We start from the raw sequence: 16,696 nt of genomic DNA on the forward strand, positions 1-16,696 counted from the left end.
GGTCGGCGGCCGGGGCCCGGAGGTGCGGACCGGCGGGCAGCGCGACGGGCGGCCCGGAGCGGGTCAGCGGCGGTCGCGGAAGTCCGCGGCGGCCAGCAGCGCGGTGTCGCAGTTGTCCGAGAAGATGCCGTCGATGCCCGTCTCGAACCAGCGCTTGAAGGCGCCGAACGCGTCGCCGTAGGCGTTCGGGTCGTCCCCCTTGCGGAAGTCGGCGGGCAGGAAGGTGTTCTCGTTGCGCATCGTGTACGGGTGCAGCACCAGCTTCCGGGCGTGCGCGTCGCGCACCAGGGTCGTCTCCTCGCCGAGCGAACCGTCCTCCTCGCGGGGGATGATCAGGTCGAGGGTGGGGCCGATGCCCTGCGCGAAGCCGGCGATCCACGCCAGCCCTTCGGGCTTCACCAGGTCGGCGACGGTGCGCGGGTCGCCCGACTCCACGAAGTCCCAGGGGCGCGAGGTGGGCCCGGAGAGCAGTACGACGCGGGGGCAGTCCACCAGCTTGTCCAGCCGCTGGATGCTGCTCGGCTCGAAGGACTGCAGGAAGTTGGGCGCGTGCGCCTTGTGCCGCCCGTACCGCCGCAGCAGGGTGACCAGCCGCTGCTCCAGGCCGAGGCCCAGCTTGCGGAAGTAGGTGGGGTGCTTGGTCTCGATGTGCAGCCACACCGGGCGCCCGCGCTGCCTGCCCTGCTTCTCGGCCCACTCCAGGACCTCGGCGAAGCTGGGCACCTCCCAGCGGCCGTCGTAGAGGGTGTTGCGCTGCCGCTGCTGCGGGATCCGCTCCTCGGCGCGCAGCGTCTTCAGCTCGCGGAGGGTGAAGTCCTCGGTGAACCAGCCGGTGAGCTGCTTCCCGTCGACCGTCTTGGTGGTCCGGCGGGAGGCGAACTCGGGGTGGTCGGAGACGTCGGTGGTGGCGGTGATGTCGTTCTCGTGCCGGCACACCAGGTGGCCGTCCTTGGTGGGGACGAGGTCCTGCTCGATGACGTCGGCGCCCATGTCGAGGGCGAGTTGGTAGGAGCCGAAGGTGTGCTCGGGGCGGTAGCCGCTGGTGCCCCGGTGCCCGATGACGGCCGGGGTCGGCAGCCGCCGGTGGCCGTGTCCGCGCCCGTCGGTGCGAGCCGCCGCGGCGTCCGCGGCCTGCGCGGTGCCACCGCCGAGCGCGACCGCGCCCGTGCCCGCCGCGCCCAGCACCGCCGCGGCGCCGAGCACTGTTCTGCGGCCCGGCTGCTGCTCCTGTCCCATGCGCTCTCCTCAGTCCCGGTGGCACCGATGTCCGGCCCTGCCACATGTCGGGCTGATCGTAGGACCGGCCGGGGGGCGGCGGGGAGACGTCCGTGCGAACACGGCTGAAACACCGGCCGGGCGGCGCACGAGCACCTGAGCAATACGGACGCAATCCACGTCAATTCCTCGTAACGGTGCAAGAAACCCGGTGTGCCGGGTACCCGGAGCGGCGAGTATCGTCCTCATCTGCGCTTCCGTGCGCATCGACCACGCGCACGGCCATACCGACTGGGCGGAGGGTCCGTTGTCCCGTTTCCGGCTGATCAAGGCAGTGCTCGGCCCGCTTCTGCGCGTGCTGTTCCGGCCGCGGGTCGAAGGGGCCGACCGCATCCCCGGCTCGGGTCCGGTGATCCTGGCCGGCAACCACCTCACGTTCATCGACTCGATGATCCTCCCCCTGGTGACCTCGCGGCAGGTCTTCTTCATCGGCAAGGACGACTACGTCACCGGCAGGAGCCTCAAGGGCCGGCTGATGGCGTGGTTCTTCACCGGCGTCGGCATGATCCCCGTCGACCGGGACGGTGGACGCGGCGGCGTGGCGGCGCTGATGACCGGCCGCCGGGTGCTGGAGGAGGGGAACGTCTTCGCCATCTACCCCGAGGGCACCCGCTCCCCCGACGGCCGGCTCTACCGCGGCCGTACGGGCATCGCCCGGCTGGCCCTGATGACCGGCGCGCCGGTGGTGCCGTTCGCGATGATCGGCACGGACGAGGTGCAGCCGGGCGGCAAGGGCCTCCCCCGGATCGGCGGCGGCCGGATCACCGTGCGGTTCGGCGAGCCGCTGGACTTCTCCCGGTACGAGGGCATGGACCGGGACCGCTATGTGCTCCGCGCGGTGACCGACGAGGTGATGAGCGACGTGATGGACCTGTCGGGCCAGGAGTACGTGGACGTCTACGCCACGAAGGCGAAGGCGGCCTGAGAAAGCGCCCGGGCCGCGGCGCGTCGTCCGCGGCCCGCGGGTCCGGCGGCCCCGCGGCTCCGGCGGCCGGACTCCGCGGCGGGCGTGCGACGGCCGCCGCTCAGCTCTCCTCCAGCCGCTGCCCGCGCAGCAGCCGCCAGGCCAGGAACGCGGCGGCGAGCAGGACGACGGCCCCGGCACCGGCTCCGTACCGGAGCCCTTCGGTGAAGCTGTCGCGGGCGGCGTCCAGCAGTCCGGTCCCCGCGGCGGCCGGCAGCGCGTCCGCGGTCCGCACCGCCTCTCCCAGTGACTGCCGGGCGTGCTCGGCCGCGTCCGGGGGAACGCCCTGCGGGGTGCCGAAGGAGCGGTAGACGCCGGTCACCACCGAACCCAGCAGCGCGATGCCGAGCGCGGCGCCCAACTCGTAGGCGGTCTCGGAGACGGCCGAGGCCGCACCCGCGTGCTCCCGGGGAACGGTCGAGAGGATGACGTCCGCGGTCACGGTGAACGCCAGACCCGCGCCCACGCCCACCACCAGCAGCACGCCGCCCAGCAGCAGATAGCTGGTCGTCGGCTGGAGCCACAGGCAGGCACCGAGGGCGGCTCCCACCGCGGCCAGCCCGCCGGACACGGCCCCCCGCACGGAGGTACGGCGGGCGACCCACCCGGCGCACAGACCCGCGACGACGGAACCGACGGCGGCGGGCAGTTCGGCCAGACCGGCCTGGAACGGGGAGCGGCCCTGCACCATCTGGAGGAACTGGGAGAGGAAGAAGACCAGTCCTGACAGTCCGAGGATGGTCAGCAGGTCGGCGAGGACGGCGCCGCTGAAGCCGCGGTGGGCGAACAGCCGCATGTCCAGCAGCGGCGCGGGCAGCCGCAACTGGCGCCGCACGAACGTGTACAGCGCGCCCGCGCCGACCGCCGCGGCGCCTGCGGCGTCCCAGCGGAAGCCGTAGGCGGCGGTCTCCTTGACGGCGTAGACGAGCGCGATGAGGCCCACCATCGACAGTCCGACGCTGGGCAGGTCCCAGGGGCCCGGGGCGGGGTTCCTGGACTCCGGCAGCAGCTTGGCGCCGACCAGGACCAGTACCGCCATCACCGGCAGGTTGATCAGGAAGACCGAGCCCCACCAGTAGTGCTCCAGCAGGAACCCGCCGACGACCGGGCCGACCGCGGTGCCCGCGGCCGTCATCGCGCCCCAGATGCCCACGGCCAGGCTGCGCTCCCGGGGGTCGGGGAAGATGTTGCGGATCAGCGCGAGGGTGGCGGGCATCAGGGTGGCGCCCGCCACGCCCATCAGCGCCCGCCAGAGGATCATCGCCTCGGGGCTGTGCGCGTAGGCGGTGAGCACGGACAGCGCACCGAACGCCACCGACCCGGTCAGCAGCAGCTTCTTGCGGCCGATCCGGTCGCCGAGGCTGCCCATGGAGACCAGCATTCCGGCGATGACGAAGGAGTAGACGTCGCCGATCCACAGCAGTTGGGTGCTGGAGGGCCGCAGGTCCTCGCTGAGGAAGGGCGCGGCCAGGCCGAGCACGGTGACGTCGATGCCGACCAGCAGCACGGCGAGGACCAGCACGGCCAGCGCCAGCCACCGCAGCCGGGAGGGGCCGGTGTCCGCCGGGGTGCCGCCGGGACCGGTGGCAGTGGTGTGGCCGCTCATTCCTCCACGCTCCGCCGTACGCCGCCGAGCAGCAGCTCCGCGGTCATCCGTACCGAGTCGCGGGCCGCGACCCTGCCGTCCTGGACCGCCCAGGCCGAGGCGGTGATCAGCGCGTAGAGCGCTTCGGTCAGCCAGGCCGGGGACAGGTCGATCCGGAAGGCCCCCTGGCGCTGTCCGCGCTGGAAGAGGGCGCTGATGCGCTCGTCGATCCTGGTCCAGCCCGCGTGCTGCTCGCCGGGTTCGAAGAGCTGGTTCTCGGTGACCAGGAACCCGAGGAAGCCGGCCAGCGGCTCGGTCTCGGCGATGACCCGCCGCACCGCGTCGGCGGCGTCCCCCTCGTCCGTCCGGGCGGCGTCCAGTGCCGCGTCGAGGCGGCGGAGGCCGAGTTGTTCGAGCGCACGGATGAGCGCTTCCCGCCCGGCGAAGTGGCGGTGCAGCGTCGCGCGGCTGATCCGGGCCGCCTTGGCGATGTCGTCCATGGAGGAGGTCGGCCGCCGGGTCAGGAGGTCGGCGGCGGTGCTCAGCAGCTCTTCCCGATCCACACTCATGAGACAACAGTACTCCATGTGAGACATGGGTGTCGCATATGAGGCATGAAAAGCGCCCCGCCGCGGGAGTGCGGCGGGGCGTGGGAACCGGGCCCGTGCGGTTCACGGGCTGCCCGCCGGGGACGGGCCACACCCGTCCCCGACTGCGGGCCGCCCCGCCGCACGGCGGGGCGCCGCCCGTGCGGGCCCGGGGCGGCCGGGGGTCAGCGCCAGGCGCAGCTCCCCGGCGTGGCGCCCTTCTTCAGGGCCCGCTCGGCGGCCTTCTCCGGCAGCACCCGGGTCTTGCCGCTGTTCCCCTTGCCGGTGCACACCGCAGTGCGGTCCGCGTGGCCGGCCACGTCCAGCAGGATCTGGTCCCAGTGGCGGTACTGCACGTCGTGGCCGCTGTCGTCGTAGCGGCGGGTGACCGGCTCGGCGGGCAGCGCGTCGGCCCAGCGGGCCTGCGTCGCGGGCGGGACGGTGGTGTCCTTGGCGCCCGTGTAGACGAAGGCCGGCGCCCGGAGTGCGGACAGGTCGGGGCCGGGGCGCTCGCAGTACAGCCGCTGCTCGTGGACCTGCGCCTCGGGGTCGCCCAGCTGGCCGCGCAGATAGTAGGAACGGGCGCCGTCCTCCTCGGCCCGGTCGGTGAACCCGGGGATCTTCCGCACCGGGCTGTCCTCGGGGAAGGCCCACCACGCGCGCGGATCGCGGATCTGCTCGCGGACGGCCGCCGCCAGCTCCGCGTCGCTCCTGCCGCAGTACCCGGGCTTCTCGCCGTAGGGCGGGAGTGCCGCCGCCAGGTGGAGCGAGGAGACGCGCCCGGGCGCGGCCGCGGCGAAGTGCGCCGCGTAGGGGCCGCCCCCGGAGATCGCGATCACGGGCGCCTTGCGGATGCCGAGCTTGTCCAGGACGGCGCGCACGTCGGAGGTGTAGTCCGCGAAGCCCAGCTTCGGGTCGAACTCCGTGTCGCCGAGGCCGTTCCGCTCCACGGAGATCATCCGCAGGCCCAGCTTCTGCCGGGTGGTGCGCAGGAACTCCGTCATGCCCGAGGCGCGGGCCGTGGTGCCGGTGCCGCCCATGAAGAGCACGGGGGTGCCGTCGCTCTCGCCGGTGTCCGCGTAGTGCACGGTGCGGCTCTCGTGGCGCAACTGGTGCATCGGCGGGCCGAGCGGGTCGAACCGGTCCTGGACCACCGGCTCGGGCTTCCTGGAGGCTTCGGCCTGCGAGGCTCCGGCGGTGAAGCCGATCCCGCCGGCCACCGCGGCCACGGAGAGGGTGAGCGCCAGCGCGGCTCTCGATGCCTTTTTCATTTCTCGGTCTCCCAGTGTCTCAATGTGCGGGAGACCACCTGCCCCGGAGTCGGTTTAACATGCAACGAAATCCGTGGCTCTGCCGCTCCGCCCCCCGGGGTGACCTGCGACGTCACTCCCAGGGCAGCTCGGCGCGGCGCCGCCAGTAGACCTCCGGCTCCTCCACCAGGTCACCCGGCAGCGCCAGTTGGGTCTCGTCCAGGTCGACCGCGGTGGCCAGCAGGTTGGAGTGCAGCGCGCCCACGGTGGCGGCACCGGAGAGCACGACCCCGGCCCACGGCTGCCGCAGGACGGCGGCCAGCGCGACGGCATCCGGAGTGGTGTCCACCGCCTCGGCCGCCAGGTGCAGGTCCCGGGGCTCCTGACCCCCTGCCAGCCGACCGTTGGCCAGGGCTTCCTTGACCAGTACCGTCAGACCCGCCTCGTGTGCCTCGGCCAGCGCGTCGGCGGCGGAGGTCTCCAGCAGGTTGTAGGTGCTCTGGACGGTGCGGAAGAGCGGCTCGCCGTCCACGGTGACCGCCAGTGCCGCGCGGATGGCGTCGCCCTGCGCCGGGCCGCTGGTGCTGAAACCGACCGTGACGCCCTCGGCCGCCAGTTCGGCCAGCCGCTGATGCAGCGCGGTGTCCGTCAGCGCGGGGCTGTCCGGGGTCACCGAGTGGATCTGGTAGAGGTCGAGCCGGTCCCCCAGCAGCTCCCTCGTCTCCGCGAGCTGCCGCTCGAACGCCGCCAGGGAGTGGTCCTTGACCTCGTGCACCTCGGCGTCCGTACGCCACTCGCCCACATAGGTGTAGCCCCACTTGCTGCCGACGACGACGTCGGCCTCCGGGTGCTCGCGCAGCCAGTCCGCCAGGAACTCCTCGGCACGCCCGTAGGAACGGGCCACGTCGAGGTAGCGCACGCCCTGCGCGTAGGCGGCGTCCAGGAGTTCGTACGTCCGGGCCCGCATCGCCTCGGGGGTGCGCTCCGCGGGCAGGTCCGCCTCCCGGCCGAGCGTGAGGTAGGCGGGACGGCCGACGGCGGCCAGCCCGAGGCCGAGGTGGGCCGTCGGTGTGGTGACAGAGGCGAGACGGGCGAAGGACATCGGCTGCTCCCGGCCGGGCGGTGTCGACGGTGGCGGCTCCGGTCGCTCCACCGTACCCGGCACACGCCTCCGGGCCCCGCACCCGGTGCGGGGCCCGGAAGTGTCGCCGAGCACGCTCCGGCACCCGGCCGGACCCGCTCACCCGCGCGCCGGCCGCGGACCGGGCCCGGAGGGGCGGCGAGCGGCGAGCGGCGGATGGCGGACGGCCGGTCAGCGTTTGGCGTCCGCCCAGGCGCGCTGCCCGTCCAGGTCGGCGCGGAAGTCGGCGAGCTGCGCGGCCACAGCGGAGGGCGCGGTGCCGCCCTTGCCGTCCCGTGCCGCCAGCGCGCCCGGCACGTTCAGCACCTCGCGCACCTGGGGGGTGAGGTGCGGCGAGAGCGCGGCGAACTGCGCGTCGGTCAGCTCGTCCAGCTCGATGCCCGTACGCTCGCACTCCTGCACGCAGGCGCCCGCCACCTCGTGCGCCACCCGGAACGGGACACCCCGCTTGACCAGCCACTCGGCGATGTCCGTGGCCAGCGAGAACCCGGCGGGGGCCAGCTCGGCCATCCGGTCGCCGTGCACCGTCAGGGTCCCCATCATGCCGGTGAACGCGGGCAGCAGCAGCTCCAGTTGGTCGATGGAGTCGAAGACCGGCTCCTTGTCCTCCTGCAGGTCCCGGTTGTAGGCCAGCGGCAGCGCCTTGAGCGTCGCCATCAGCCCGGTCAGATTGCCGATCAGCCGGCCGGACTTGCCGCGCGCCAGCTCGGCGATGTCCGGGTTCTTCTTCTGCGGCATGATCGAGGAGCCGGTCGAGAAGGCGTCGTGCAGGGTCACGAAGGAGAACTCCTTCGTGTTCCAGAGGATGACCTCCTCGGCGATCTTGGAGACGTCCACGCCGATCATCGCGGTGACGAACGCGAACTCCGCGACGAAGTCGCGGGAGGCCGTCCCGTCGATCGAGTTCGCCGCGCTGCCGCCCTCGAAGCCCAGATCCGCGGCGACGGCCTCCGGGTCGAGACCGAGCGACGACCCCGCCAGCGCGCCCGAGCCGTAGGGAGAGACCGCGGTGCGGGTGTCCCACTGCCGCAGCCGCTCCGCGTCCCGGGCGAGCGCCTGGGCGTGCGCCAGGACGTGGTGCGCGAAGAGGACGGGCTGGGCGTGCTGGAGGTGGGTGCGGCCCGGCATCGCCACCTCCGGGTGCGCCTCGGCGAGGCCGACGAGCGCACCCTGCAGATCGGCCAGCAGGCCGCCGAGGACCCGGGCGTGGTCCCGCAGGTACATCCGGAAGAGGGTGGCGACCTGGTCGTTGCGGGACCGGCCCGCGCGCAGCTTGCCGCCGAGGTCCTTGCCCAGCCGCTCCAGGAGCCCGCGCTCCAGGGCCGTGTGCACGTCCTCGTCGGCGATCGTGCCCTGGAAGTCGCCGGAGGCGACATCCCGTTCGAGCGCGTCCAGGCCGTCGAGCATCCGGCTCAGCTCGTCGCCGGTGAGCAGCCCGGCCGTGTGCAGGACGCGGGCGTGGGCGCGGGAGCCCGCGATGTCGTACGGCGCCAGGCGCCAGTCGAAATGGACCGATGCGGAGAGCTTTTCGAGGGCCTCCGCCGGACCGTCCGCGAAGCGCCCGCCCCAGAGGCGGACGTCCCCGTTGTCGGCGCTGTCGCTGTTCTCGCTGCTCACTGGTGGGTGCCTGTCCGTGTGGTGGTGGAGAGTGACCCTGCCCCGCCCTTCCCGACGAACGGAAGGGCGGGGCAGGGCCGAAGAGCTTACGCCTGCTGGTCGCGCTTGGCGGCCATCTTGCTGCTGAGGCCGAAGATCTCGATGAACCCCTTCGACATCGACTGGTCGAAGGTGTCCCCGGTGTCGTAGGTGGCCAGGTTGAAGTCGTACAGCGACTGGTCGGACCGGCGGCCGGTCACCACCGCACGCCCGCCGTGCAGCGTCATCCGGATGTCGCCCGAGACGTGCTGGTTGGCCTCGTCGATGAAGCCGTCCAGGGCCCGCTTGAGCGGGGAGAACCACATGCCGTCGTAGACCAGCTCGGTCCACCGCTGCTCGACCTGCCGCTTGTAGCGGGCCAGCTCGCGCTCGACGGTGACGTTCTCCAGCTCCTGGTGGGCGGTGATCAGCGCGATGCCGCCCGGGGACTCGTAGACCTCGCGGGACTTGATGCCCACCAGCCGGTCCTCGACCATGTCGATCCGGCCGATGCCCTGGGCCCCGGCCCGCTCGTTGAGCTGCTGGACGGCCTGCAGGACGGTGACGGGCTTGCCATCCAGGGCGACGGGCACGCCCTTCTCGAAGGTGATGACGACCTCGTCGGCCTCCCGCGGGGTGGCGGGGTTGGAGGTGTACTCGTACACGTCCTCGATCGGGGCGTTCCAGATGTCCTCGAGGAAGCCGGTCTCCACCGCGCGGCCGAAGACGTTCTGGTCGATGGAGTAGGGCGACTTCTTGGACGTCGCGATGGGCAGGCCCTTCTCCTCGCAGAAGGCGATGGCCTTGTCCCGGGTCATGGCGTAGTCGCGGACCGGCGCGATGCACTTCAGGTCGGGGGCGAGAGAGGAGATACCTGCCTCGAACCGCACCTGGTCGTTGCCTTTGCCGGTGCAGCCGTGCGCGACCGTGCCGGCGCCGTGCTTCCGGGCGGCGTTCACCAGGTGCTTGACGATGGTGGGCCGGGAGAGGGCGGAGACCAGCGGGTAGCGGTCCATGTAGAGCGCGTTGGCCTTGATCGCCGGAAGGCAGTAGTCCTCGGCGAACTCGTCCTTGGCGTCGGCGACCTCGGCCTCGACGGCCCCGCAGGCCAGCGCGCGCTTGCGGATGACATCCAGGTCCTCGCCGCCCTGGCCGACATCGACGGCGACGGCGACGACCTCGGCACCGGTCTCCTCGGCGATCCAGCCGATGCAGACTGAGGTGTCCAGGCCGCCTGAGTAGGCGAGTACGACGCGCTCGGTCACTGGCTTCTCCTTACGTGCATGCGCTGACTGGTATAAGTATGCACTCCGCCGTATGTTTCGTCAACGCGTGCCTGACCTGCGACGCAGCCGCTGCGGTACCGCCGGGCCGCCCTCTCTGCCGCCGGACGCGCGGAAGGGGACCCTGCCCCTGCCGCCGGCGGGTGAGGCATCGGCGACCGGGCCCGGCACGCACGGCTACCCTATGGAGCCGAGCGGCTACCCGACGGCGCGTACCGGGAGCGTCCGGCGCAGGCGGCGAGAAACGCCCCGGTCTGGTCGACGATCCGCTCCGCGAACGGGAGGTCGAACCCGGGGTGGTCCTCGACGATGCGTGTCACGAGGCGGTCGGCCATGTCCGCACCGAGGATCGCTCGGCCTGTCATGACCTCCGTGGCATATGCCATGGGCCATGGGACCCTCCCTTCTGGGGTGTCCGGCGTGCGGTCGCACGCCGGATGCGGTGGGCCCTGCCTCCGGCTGCCGGCGCGCGTTGGAGGGGAGCCCTGTGCGCGACGGGCCGCCCGGGGGCGGGGGTCAGGTGGTGCGCAGCAGTCGCGCTCCGGTGTGCTTCTGCCGCCGGTGGAGGTGCAGAACCTCGTGGAGCACGGCCTCCAGGGCGGGCTCGTCCTGGTGTTGGGCGCTGGTGATCTGGGCCCTGCACTGGTCGCAGTAGACGCACGGCAGGTGCTCGCGGTCGGCCGAGTCCGGGTCGACGCTTCCTCGGACGCCGCGAGCACTACCCGGCCACCCACCGGGCCATCGCCGGCCTCGTCTCCGACCGCGCCGCCCAACGTGCCACCCGCAGCAAGCCGAGCACCGAACTCGTGCCCGTCAGCTCGGTGGCCTGCTGAATCGCCCACCAGCCGAACCTCCGAGGCCAGCACGTCCCGAGCTCATTCGCTCACAACCTCGTACGAAGTCCTCTCGATTGGCGATCGAGCCGCTCGTGCACATCGGAGGCCAAGGCGGGCCCGGTGGCTTGACCGTGATGTGAGACTTGAAGCATGGACATGGGGCGTGAGTCGCGGTGGGAAAAGGACGCAATGACAGTGGAGATCGCTTTCGCCCTGGTGACGGCCGCCGTGCTGGCTGGAGTGATCTTTGCAGCCGCCTGGGCTCTCGCCTTGGTCCTTGGCCTCTCTGGATCGACAGGGAGAGGCATGTTGACAGGGGGTGCACTGCTCGGAGCGGTGGCCGGAGCATGGCGTCTGGTGCGGGTGCTGCTTCGGTTCGACGAGCAGCGCCGACTGGGCCACTGACTGTAACCCTTGCCTTGCGGTCGCTGGCCTCCCGGAGTGGGGATCGTTGAGCGGCTGGTGCCGGACGAGTTGTGGGAGCTGTTCCAGCGAGTGGTGCCAGAGGCGCCGTCGCGGCCGCAGGGCGGTGGGCGGCGTCGGCACAGCGACCGGGAAGTGCTGGCCGCGATCGTGTTCGTTGCCACGTCAGGCTGTACGTGGCAGCAGTTGCCTTCGTCGTCGTTCGGCCCGCCCGGAGCGACCACGCACCGGCGGTTTGCGGAGTGGTCGAAGGCCAGGGCGTGGGCCAAGCTCCACCGCCTGGTCCTCGACGAACTCGGTGCCCGCGGCGAGCTGGACTGGTCGCGGTGCGCGAGCGACTCGGTGAACATGCGGGCCTTGAAAGGGGGGACCTGACAGATCCGAATCCTGTCGACCGGGGCACGTACGGCTCGAAGATCGACCTGATGACGGAACGATCAGATCTGCCCATATCCGTCGGGATCCCGGCGGCGAACCTGCCCGACGGCCAGGCCCTGATCCCGCTCGTGAAGGGCATCCCGCCCATCCCCTCGCGCCGTGGACGACGGCGGCGGAAGCCCGGAAAGCTCCATGCCGACAGGGCTCACCGAATGAGATGAATCCCAGCACGTGTTCTTGCCCCGGGGCAGCGGTGGCACGACGCGTTCGGGTGAACGCGGGCAGAGCCGCCGGCCCTCTGGCGCGCGTCGTGCCCGGCGTGCAGCAGCACCCGTCGAGTGTGCGGGCGAGAGTGTTTGGACAATGGGGCGGTGAGCGTTCATGACGAGGACTCGGAGAAGGTCTTCCTCCGCAGCAAGTGGGGTACCGGCCGCTACGTCTACAACCCGTACAACCCAGTGGGCCGGATGCTCATCGTCCTGTCCCTGGTGATCGGAGGCGTGGTCCTGTACGGGTATTCACGCTCCGGGTTCCTTGGGCCGTCGGCGTCCTGGGAGGCGGAGGATCTGCGGCTGGCGGTCATCGACGCGAGTGAGGAGCTCTCCGGCGCCTCGCAGTTCGGGCCTGCCTCCGGTGGGGGCATGTACCCGGAGATCCTGCGGTCCCACATAGCCGAGAACGGCCCCGTCCCCGCGCAGGAGTCCCTCTACGAGGAAGCTCTGGTTGTGGAGCTGGCCTCCGACCCGCCGCGCGACGGCATGCTGAAGGGCGGTGCGGAGATCGCCGCCTACAACGTCACCGCGAGCGGAACGGACGCGGCCTTCTGCCTGAACGTGCACGCCGAGCGGCAGCGCCGGCACGTCCACTACGACACCGTGTCGATCGACATGGACGAGCACGCCTGCCCCGGCGCAGAAGCCCCCACCCCGTAGTGGCGGACCGGTGACAGCGCCCGGGAGTGGATCCCGGTCCAGCCCTCGCGCCGGCACACCTGCATCCCATCGGCCCTGGGCGGCGCACGGCCCTTGGGTGAGGCACCCGGTAGCAGCGTCACCCCCGCACCGAAGTCGGGCCCCGGTGCAGGGCCCCGGGCGCGTTCGGGCGAGCGCAGCCGGCCCCCGGCACGTCGTCCGCGGACGGCCCTTCAGCGCTTGACGCGCGCGCGGACAGCCAGGATCGCCAGGCCGAGGAGAACGGGCTCGGTGAAGCGGGAGGCCATCCCGGTGCAGGTGCCGGCGGTGGTCAGGTCATGGCCTGAGGAGCGGAAGACCACGGAGTTGAGCACCACCCGCAGCGCCTTCTCGAATCGCTCGGCCGACACCCGCTCGGGGTAGGCACTCGTGGGGTTGACCGGGTCCGGGCACCGGACAGATCCACCCACGCGTGGCGCACCCGCAGCGCCGCCGTGGAGACGAAGCGCGTGCGCCACAGCGACACTCGTGCGGCGGCCACCTCCAGCGTCCCCGGCGCCCCGACCACCGCAGAAGCCAGATCGACCCTCTCTGCACACACCAGTGGGCCGAAGACCGGCGTCGTCTCGAACCGCGCGTGGTCGAACCGGGCGTCGCCGGAGAACCGCGCCCCGGCGCACCAGGCGAGGCCGGAGAACACCGCCTGATCGAACCGGACGTCGCGTGAGAGCACCGCCAAGTCGAACAGGGCGTCGCCGAATCGGGGGGGTGCCGGTGGCAGGGTCGCGGAGGGCGTCGAGCAACCGATCCGGCAGTCCCTCGGTAAAGGGCGTGCCGCGGTGGTCGATGTCCGCACCGGGAGCAAGGCCGGCCAGGCAGGCGTCGCGGTCGGTGTCAGCCACGTGGGCAAGGCATGCGGAGCGGCAAGGCATGCGGAGTGGCCGGGGACGTGGATGCCGCGGGACGTCGAGCCAGTCGGCCCAGTGCCCCCAGTAGCGGTCGTCGCGGGTGAGGGTCTCGCCGACATCGAAGACGATGCTGGTCATCATCAGCGTCAGCCGACGGGTGCCCCGCATTGCGGTGGGGTGCACCCGGGACCGCGGGGACCGGGCGCTGCCGGCGCACGGCGGTGTCCCGCGGGCCCACCCTCGGTGTCGGGCTGATGCGCGATGACCGGTGCCGCTCGGACACCCCCCCTCGCTCAGCCTCGCTCGCCCAGCACTTCCTCCAGCACCCGGGTGTGGGCGAGCGAGAGGTCCTTGGATGCCGTCAGCAGGGTGAGCACCCGGGCACCGGAGGCCGCCCGGAGGAGTTCGTCGAGGCCCTCGGCGCCCGCGGGCGTGGCCAGCTCGGCGCGGTAGCGCTCGGCGAACCCCGCGAAGCGCTCCGGGGTGTGTCCGTACCACTTGCGCAGCTCGGCGCTGGGGGCGACCTGTTTGCACCAGGCGTCCAGTGCGGCCTCCTCCTTGCGCAGCCCGCGCGGCCAGAGGCGGTCGACGAGGACGCGGGCGCCGTCCGCGGCGGGCTCGGGCGCCTCGTAGACGCGGCGGACCCGGATCGTCGGCTTCTTCTGGGCAGCCATGGGGCCAGGGTGCGGCCGGTCGCCCGACTCCCGCATGTTGACGGTGTTCACATCGTTGTTCTAGATTCCCGCCATGACCGACTTCCCGGCCCTCGCCCGGCAGATGTGGCACCAGCTCGAACCCGTCCACGCCTGCGTCTACTTCTCCCCCGAGGTCGCCGCGCAGACCGGCGCCCTCGGCTACGACACCGCCGCGCGCTGGCCCTCCTATTTCGCCCTCCGCGCGGCCCCGCTCGGGGCCGCCACCGCCCCGCTGGTGACGGCGCTCTTCTACAGCTTCGACCCGCGCACGGTCGCCGAGCACGTTCCCGGCGTCTGGCGGACCGCCCCGCCCGCCGCCGTTCTGGAGGCGCGCACCCGGGGCGTGGACGCGACGCTGCGCACGATGCTGGGCGACGGCCTCACCGATGCGGGTCTCGCCGAGGCGGCCGAACTGGCCCGTACCGCCGCCGAGGCGGCCGACCTCGCGGGCCGCCCGCTGGCCGCCGCCAACGCCGCGCTGGAGTGGCCGGCCGAGCCGCATCTGGTGCTGTGGCAGGCCGCGAACATCCTGCGGGAGCACCGCGGCGACGGCCACCTGGCGGCGCTGCAGGCCGCCGGGCTGGACGGCTGCGAGGCGCTGGCGTCCTTCGCGTCGGTCGGCGCGGCACCGGTGGCGAACTTCGCCTCCCGCGGCTGGAGCGCGCAGGCGTGGGCGGCGGCCCGTGCCCGGCTCGCCGACCGGGGACTGCTCGACGCCGACGGCGCCGCCACCGAGCGGGGACGCGCGGTGCGGGACGAGGTGGAGCGGATGACCGACGAACTGGCCGCCGCGCCGTACCGGACGCTGGGCGAGGCCGGCTGCGCACGGCTGGCGGAGCTGAACCGGCCCGTCTTCTCGGCCGTGGTCGCCTCCGGACTGCTGCCCACGCAGTCCACCTTGGGCATCCTCACCGTCCGCGCGCCCGGGCCGCGGTGAACCGGAGCGGGTGAGCGTGCTCCGGGCGCCGCTCCCCCGGCCGCCTCCCCAACGGCGCCCGGAGCACGCGCGGATGCCCCACCGCTTCTGGATCACATCGCGAGACAGCCCTTGCCAACCGGCCCCACCAGGGCGTTCTCTCTGCGGGTGCGAACCGGACAGCAGAACACCCCGCCCCACTCCGACGACTCCCCCGACCCGGCCGCCGAGCAGCGCGGAGCGCGCCGCGCGGTGACGCTCTTCCCGCTCCTGGTCCTGCTCGCGGGCGCGCTCGGCCTGCTCAGTCCCGGCAGCTTCACAGGCGGCGCGGAAGCGGTGCCCTACCTGCTCGGGGTCGTGATGTTCTGCATGGGGCTCACGATGACCGTGCCGGACTTCCGGAGCGTCGTCCGCCGCCCCTGGGCGGTCGCGCTGGGGCTGGCGGCCCAGTACCTCGTGATGCCGGGGCTGGGCTGGCTGGTCGCGCAGGGCCTGGGCCTGTCCCCGCAGCTCGCCGCCGGGCTGATCCTGGTCGGCTGCTCACCGGGCGGGACGGCGTCGAACGTCGTGACCTATCTGGCGCGCGGCGACGTGGCGCTCTCGGTCTCGGTCACCTCGGTCTCCACGTTCGTCGCGCCGCTGCTGACTCCGCCGCTCACGCTGTTTCTCGCGGGCGAGTTCCTGCCCGTGGACACCGGCTCGATGGTCGGCGACATCGTCAAGACGGTGCTGCTGCCGGTCCTCGGCGGGCTGCTGGTCCGGCTGCTCGCCGGGCGCGCCGTCGAACGGGCGCTGCCCGCGCTGCCCTGGCTGTCCACGGCGACCATCGCGGTCATCGTCACCATCGTGGTGGCGGGCAGCGCGGGCACCATCAAGTCGGCGGCGGCGCTGGTGTTCCTGGCGGTGGTGCTGCACAACGGGCTGGGCCTGGCGCTCGGTTACACCGTGGGGCGGCTGTCCCGGCTCGGCGAACCGGCCGGGCGCGCGCTGGCCTTCGAGGTCGGCATGCAGAACTCGGGGCTGGCCGCCTCGCTGGCCGCGGCGCACTTCAGTCCGCTCGCGGCGCTGCCGGCCGCCGTCTTCTCCGTGTGGCACAACGTCTCGGGCGCGCTGGCCGCGGCCTGGTTCGTGCACCGCGACCGGAGCGCCGCGGCACGGGCGAGCACCGGCGCGGGCCGCCCGGCGGACTCCGGAGCGGCGGACCTGGGCGACCCGGCAGACGCCGTCCCCGCGGACTCCGGCGCGGCGGACTCCGGCCCGGCGTCGGCGGGCGGAGCCGACGGCGCGGAGCCGGCCGCCGGGCCGCGCGCCGCGGGCTGAGCGCGGCACCCCGGCACCGGCCCGCTCGGCGGTCGGCGCTCAGCGCTCCTTCTGCGCCAGCGCCAGCAGATGGTCGGCCAGCGCCTGGCCGCCGTCGGCGTCGCGGCTGATCAGCAGCAGGGTGTCGTCACCGGCGATGGTGCCGATGATCTCGTGCACCCCGGCCTGGTCGATGGCCGAGGCCAGGAACTGTGCGGCGCCGGGCGGGGTGCGCAGGACGACGAGGTTGGCGGACGCCTCGGCGGAGATGAGGAGTTCGCCGGCCAGCCGGGCCATCCGGGCCTCGGTGGCCGACTCGCCCAGCGGAGCCCGCGGGGTGGGGTCCCCGCCCTCGGCGGGGACCGCGTAGATGAGCTCGCCCCCGGTGTTGCGGATCTTGACGGCGCCCAGCTCGTCGAGGTCCCGGGAGAGGGTGGCCTGGGTGACCGTGAGCCCGTCGTCGGCCAGGAGCTTGGCGAGCTGGCTCTGCGAGCGGACCGGCTGCCTGCTGAGAATGTCGACGATGCGGCGGTGCCGGGCCGTCCGGGTCTGCGGGACGGCCTGTCCCCCGTGCTGCTCCTCGGTCATCGTGCGCGTACCCCTCTGATTC

At 72.8% G+C, this 16,696-nt stretch carries 14 protein-coding genes and 5 pseudogenes; 6 read left to right on the forward strand and 13 right to left on the reverse strand.

All coding sequences use genetic code 11. The annotated features are described in order from the left end of the window. Positions 1–63: 63 nt before the first annotated feature. Positions 64–1,236 carry a glycerophosphodiester phosphodiesterase gene (locus tag BMX65_RS12770; RefSeq protein ID WP_075000369.1) on the reverse strand — a complete coding sequence of 391 codons (1,173 nt, stop codon included), beginning with the start codon at positions 1,234–1,236 and terminating at the stop codon, positions 64–66. A gap of 286 nt (positions 1,237–1,522) precedes the next feature. Between BMX65_RS12770 and BMX65_RS12775 the strand changes: the two genes are divergently transcribed. Continuing rightward, entirely contained in the window at positions 1,523–2,200 is a 678-nt protein-coding gene (locus tag BMX65_RS12775) for a lysophospholipid acyltransferase family protein (RefSeq protein WP_075000629.1), read from the forward strand. Between the two features lie 100 nt (positions 2,201–2,300). Here BMX65_RS12775 and BMX65_RS12780 read toward each other — a convergent pair whose 3' ends face one another. From BMX65_RS12780 to BMX65_RS12810, 7 genes are all read right to left on the reverse strand, one after another. After that, positions 2,301–3,845, reverse strand: a complete 1,545-nt coding sequence (locus BMX65_RS12780) for an MFS transporter (RefSeq protein ID WP_239501874.1) — start codon at positions 3,843–3,845, stop codon at positions 2,301–2,303. After that, positions 3,842–4,393 (reverse strand): TetR/AcrR family transcriptional regulator, encoded by a 552-nt coding sequence (locus BMX65_RS12785; RefSeq protein ID WP_177214257.1) that lies wholly within the window; start codon positions 4,391–4,393, stop codon positions 3,842–3,844. The genes BMX65_RS12780 and BMX65_RS12785 overlap by 4 nt, the downstream gene beginning before the upstream one ends. A 203-nt stretch (positions 4,394–4,596) precedes the next feature. Further along, positions 4,597–5,682, reverse strand: coding sequence for an alpha/beta fold hydrolase (locus BMX65_RS12790; RefSeq protein WP_075000371.1), 1,086 nt, complete (start codon positions 5,680–5,682; stop codon positions 4,597–4,599). A gap of 112 nt (positions 5,683–5,794) precedes the next feature. Next, a complete protein-coding gene (locus tag BMX65_RS12795; protein WP_075000372.1) occupies positions 5,795–6,763 on the reverse strand; it encodes an aldo/keto reductase in 969 nt (322 codons plus the stop codon). 210 nt (positions 6,764–6,973) lie between these two features. Then, complete coding sequence (gene argH, locus BMX65_RS12800) at positions 6,974–8,419, reverse strand: argininosuccinate lyase (protein ID WP_075000373.1); 1,446 nt, start codon at positions 8,417–8,419, stop codon at positions 6,974–6,976. 86 nt (positions 8,420–8,505) lie between these two features. Next, positions 8,506–9,702, reverse strand: coding sequence for an argininosuccinate synthase (locus tag BMX65_RS12805; protein ID WP_075000374.1), 1,197 nt, complete (start codon positions 9,700–9,702; stop codon positions 8,506–8,508). Between the two features lie 200 nt (positions 9,703–9,902). Next, positions 9,903–10,085, reverse strand: a complete 183-nt coding sequence (locus BMX65_RS12810; RefSeq protein WP_143081843.1) for a hypothetical protein — start codon at positions 10,083–10,085, stop codon at positions 9,903–9,905. A 621-nt stretch (positions 10,086–10,706) separates the two neighbouring features. Between BMX65_RS12810 and BMX65_RS12815 the strand changes: the two genes are divergently transcribed. The 3 genes and pseudogenes from BMX65_RS12815 to BMX65_RS12830 all read left to right on the forward strand — a co-directional run bounded on the left by BMX65_RS12815 (position 10,707) and on the right by BMX65_RS12830 (position 12,289). Further along, positions 10,707–10,961, forward strand: coding sequence for a DUF6332 family protein (locus BMX65_RS12815; RefSeq protein WP_177214258.1), 255 nt, complete (start codon positions 10,707–10,709; stop codon positions 10,959–10,961). 36 nt (positions 10,962–10,997) lie between these two features. Then, positions 10,998–11,575: pseudogene (locus BMX65_RS32085) on the forward strand (IS5 family transposase); the annotation flags it as partial. Between the two features lie 153 nt (positions 11,576–11,728). Continuing rightward, positions 11,729–12,289 (forward strand): hypothetical protein, encoded by a 561-nt coding sequence (locus BMX65_RS12830; protein WP_075000378.1) that lies wholly within the window; start codon positions 11,729–11,731, stop codon positions 12,287–12,289. Between the two features lie 212 nt (positions 12,290–12,501). Here the strand turns inward: BMX65_RS12830 and BMX65_RS33495 are convergent. The 4 genes and pseudogenes from BMX65_RS33495 to BMX65_RS12845 form a co-directional block, all read right to left on the reverse strand. Then, positions 12,502–12,717 (reverse strand): annotated as a pseudogene (locus BMX65_RS33495) (pentapeptide repeat-containing protein); the annotation flags it as partial. A gap of 194 nt (positions 12,718–12,911) precedes the next feature. Continuing rightward, positions 12,912–13,124: pseudogene (locus BMX65_RS33500) on the reverse strand (pentapeptide repeat-containing protein); the annotation flags it as partial. A gap of 97 nt (positions 13,125–13,221) precedes the next feature. Continuing rightward, a pseudogene (locus BMX65_RS33505) lies at positions 13,222–13,314 on the reverse strand (hydrolase); the annotation flags it as partial. A 155-nt stretch (positions 13,315–13,469) separates the two neighbouring features. After that, on the reverse strand, positions 13,470–13,850 hold the full coding sequence (locus BMX65_RS12845; RefSeq protein ID WP_075000630.1) for a DUF488 domain-containing protein: 381 nt from the start codon (positions 13,848–13,850) through the stop codon (positions 13,470–13,472). A gap of 73 nt (positions 13,851–13,923) precedes the next feature. On the opposite strand from BMX65_RS12845, the gene BMX65_RS12850 reads away from it, so the two are divergent. After that, positions 13,924–14,808, forward strand: a complete 885-nt coding sequence (locus BMX65_RS12850) for an SCO6745 family protein (protein WP_075000380.1) — start codon at positions 13,924–13,926, stop codon at positions 14,806–14,808. A gap of 141 nt (positions 14,809–14,949) precedes the next feature. Next, a pseudogene (locus tag BMX65_RS12855) lies at positions 14,950–15,930 on the forward strand (bile acid:sodium symporter family protein); the annotation flags it as partial. A gap of 216 nt (positions 15,931–16,146) precedes the next feature. Here BMX65_RS12855 and BMX65_RS12860 read toward each other — a convergent pair. Beyond that, positions 16,147–16,674, reverse strand: a complete 528-nt coding sequence (locus tag BMX65_RS12860) for an arginine repressor (protein WP_075000382.1) — start codon at positions 16,672–16,674, stop codon at positions 16,147–16,149. Positions 16,675–16,696: the final 22 nt, after the last annotated feature.

This window comes from Streptomyces qinglanensis (genome assembly GCF_900111245.1).
In the GTDB taxonomy this organism is placed as follows: domain Bacteria; phylum Actinomycetota; class Actinomycetes; order Streptomycetales; family Streptomycetaceae; genus Streptomyces; species Streptomyces qinglanensis.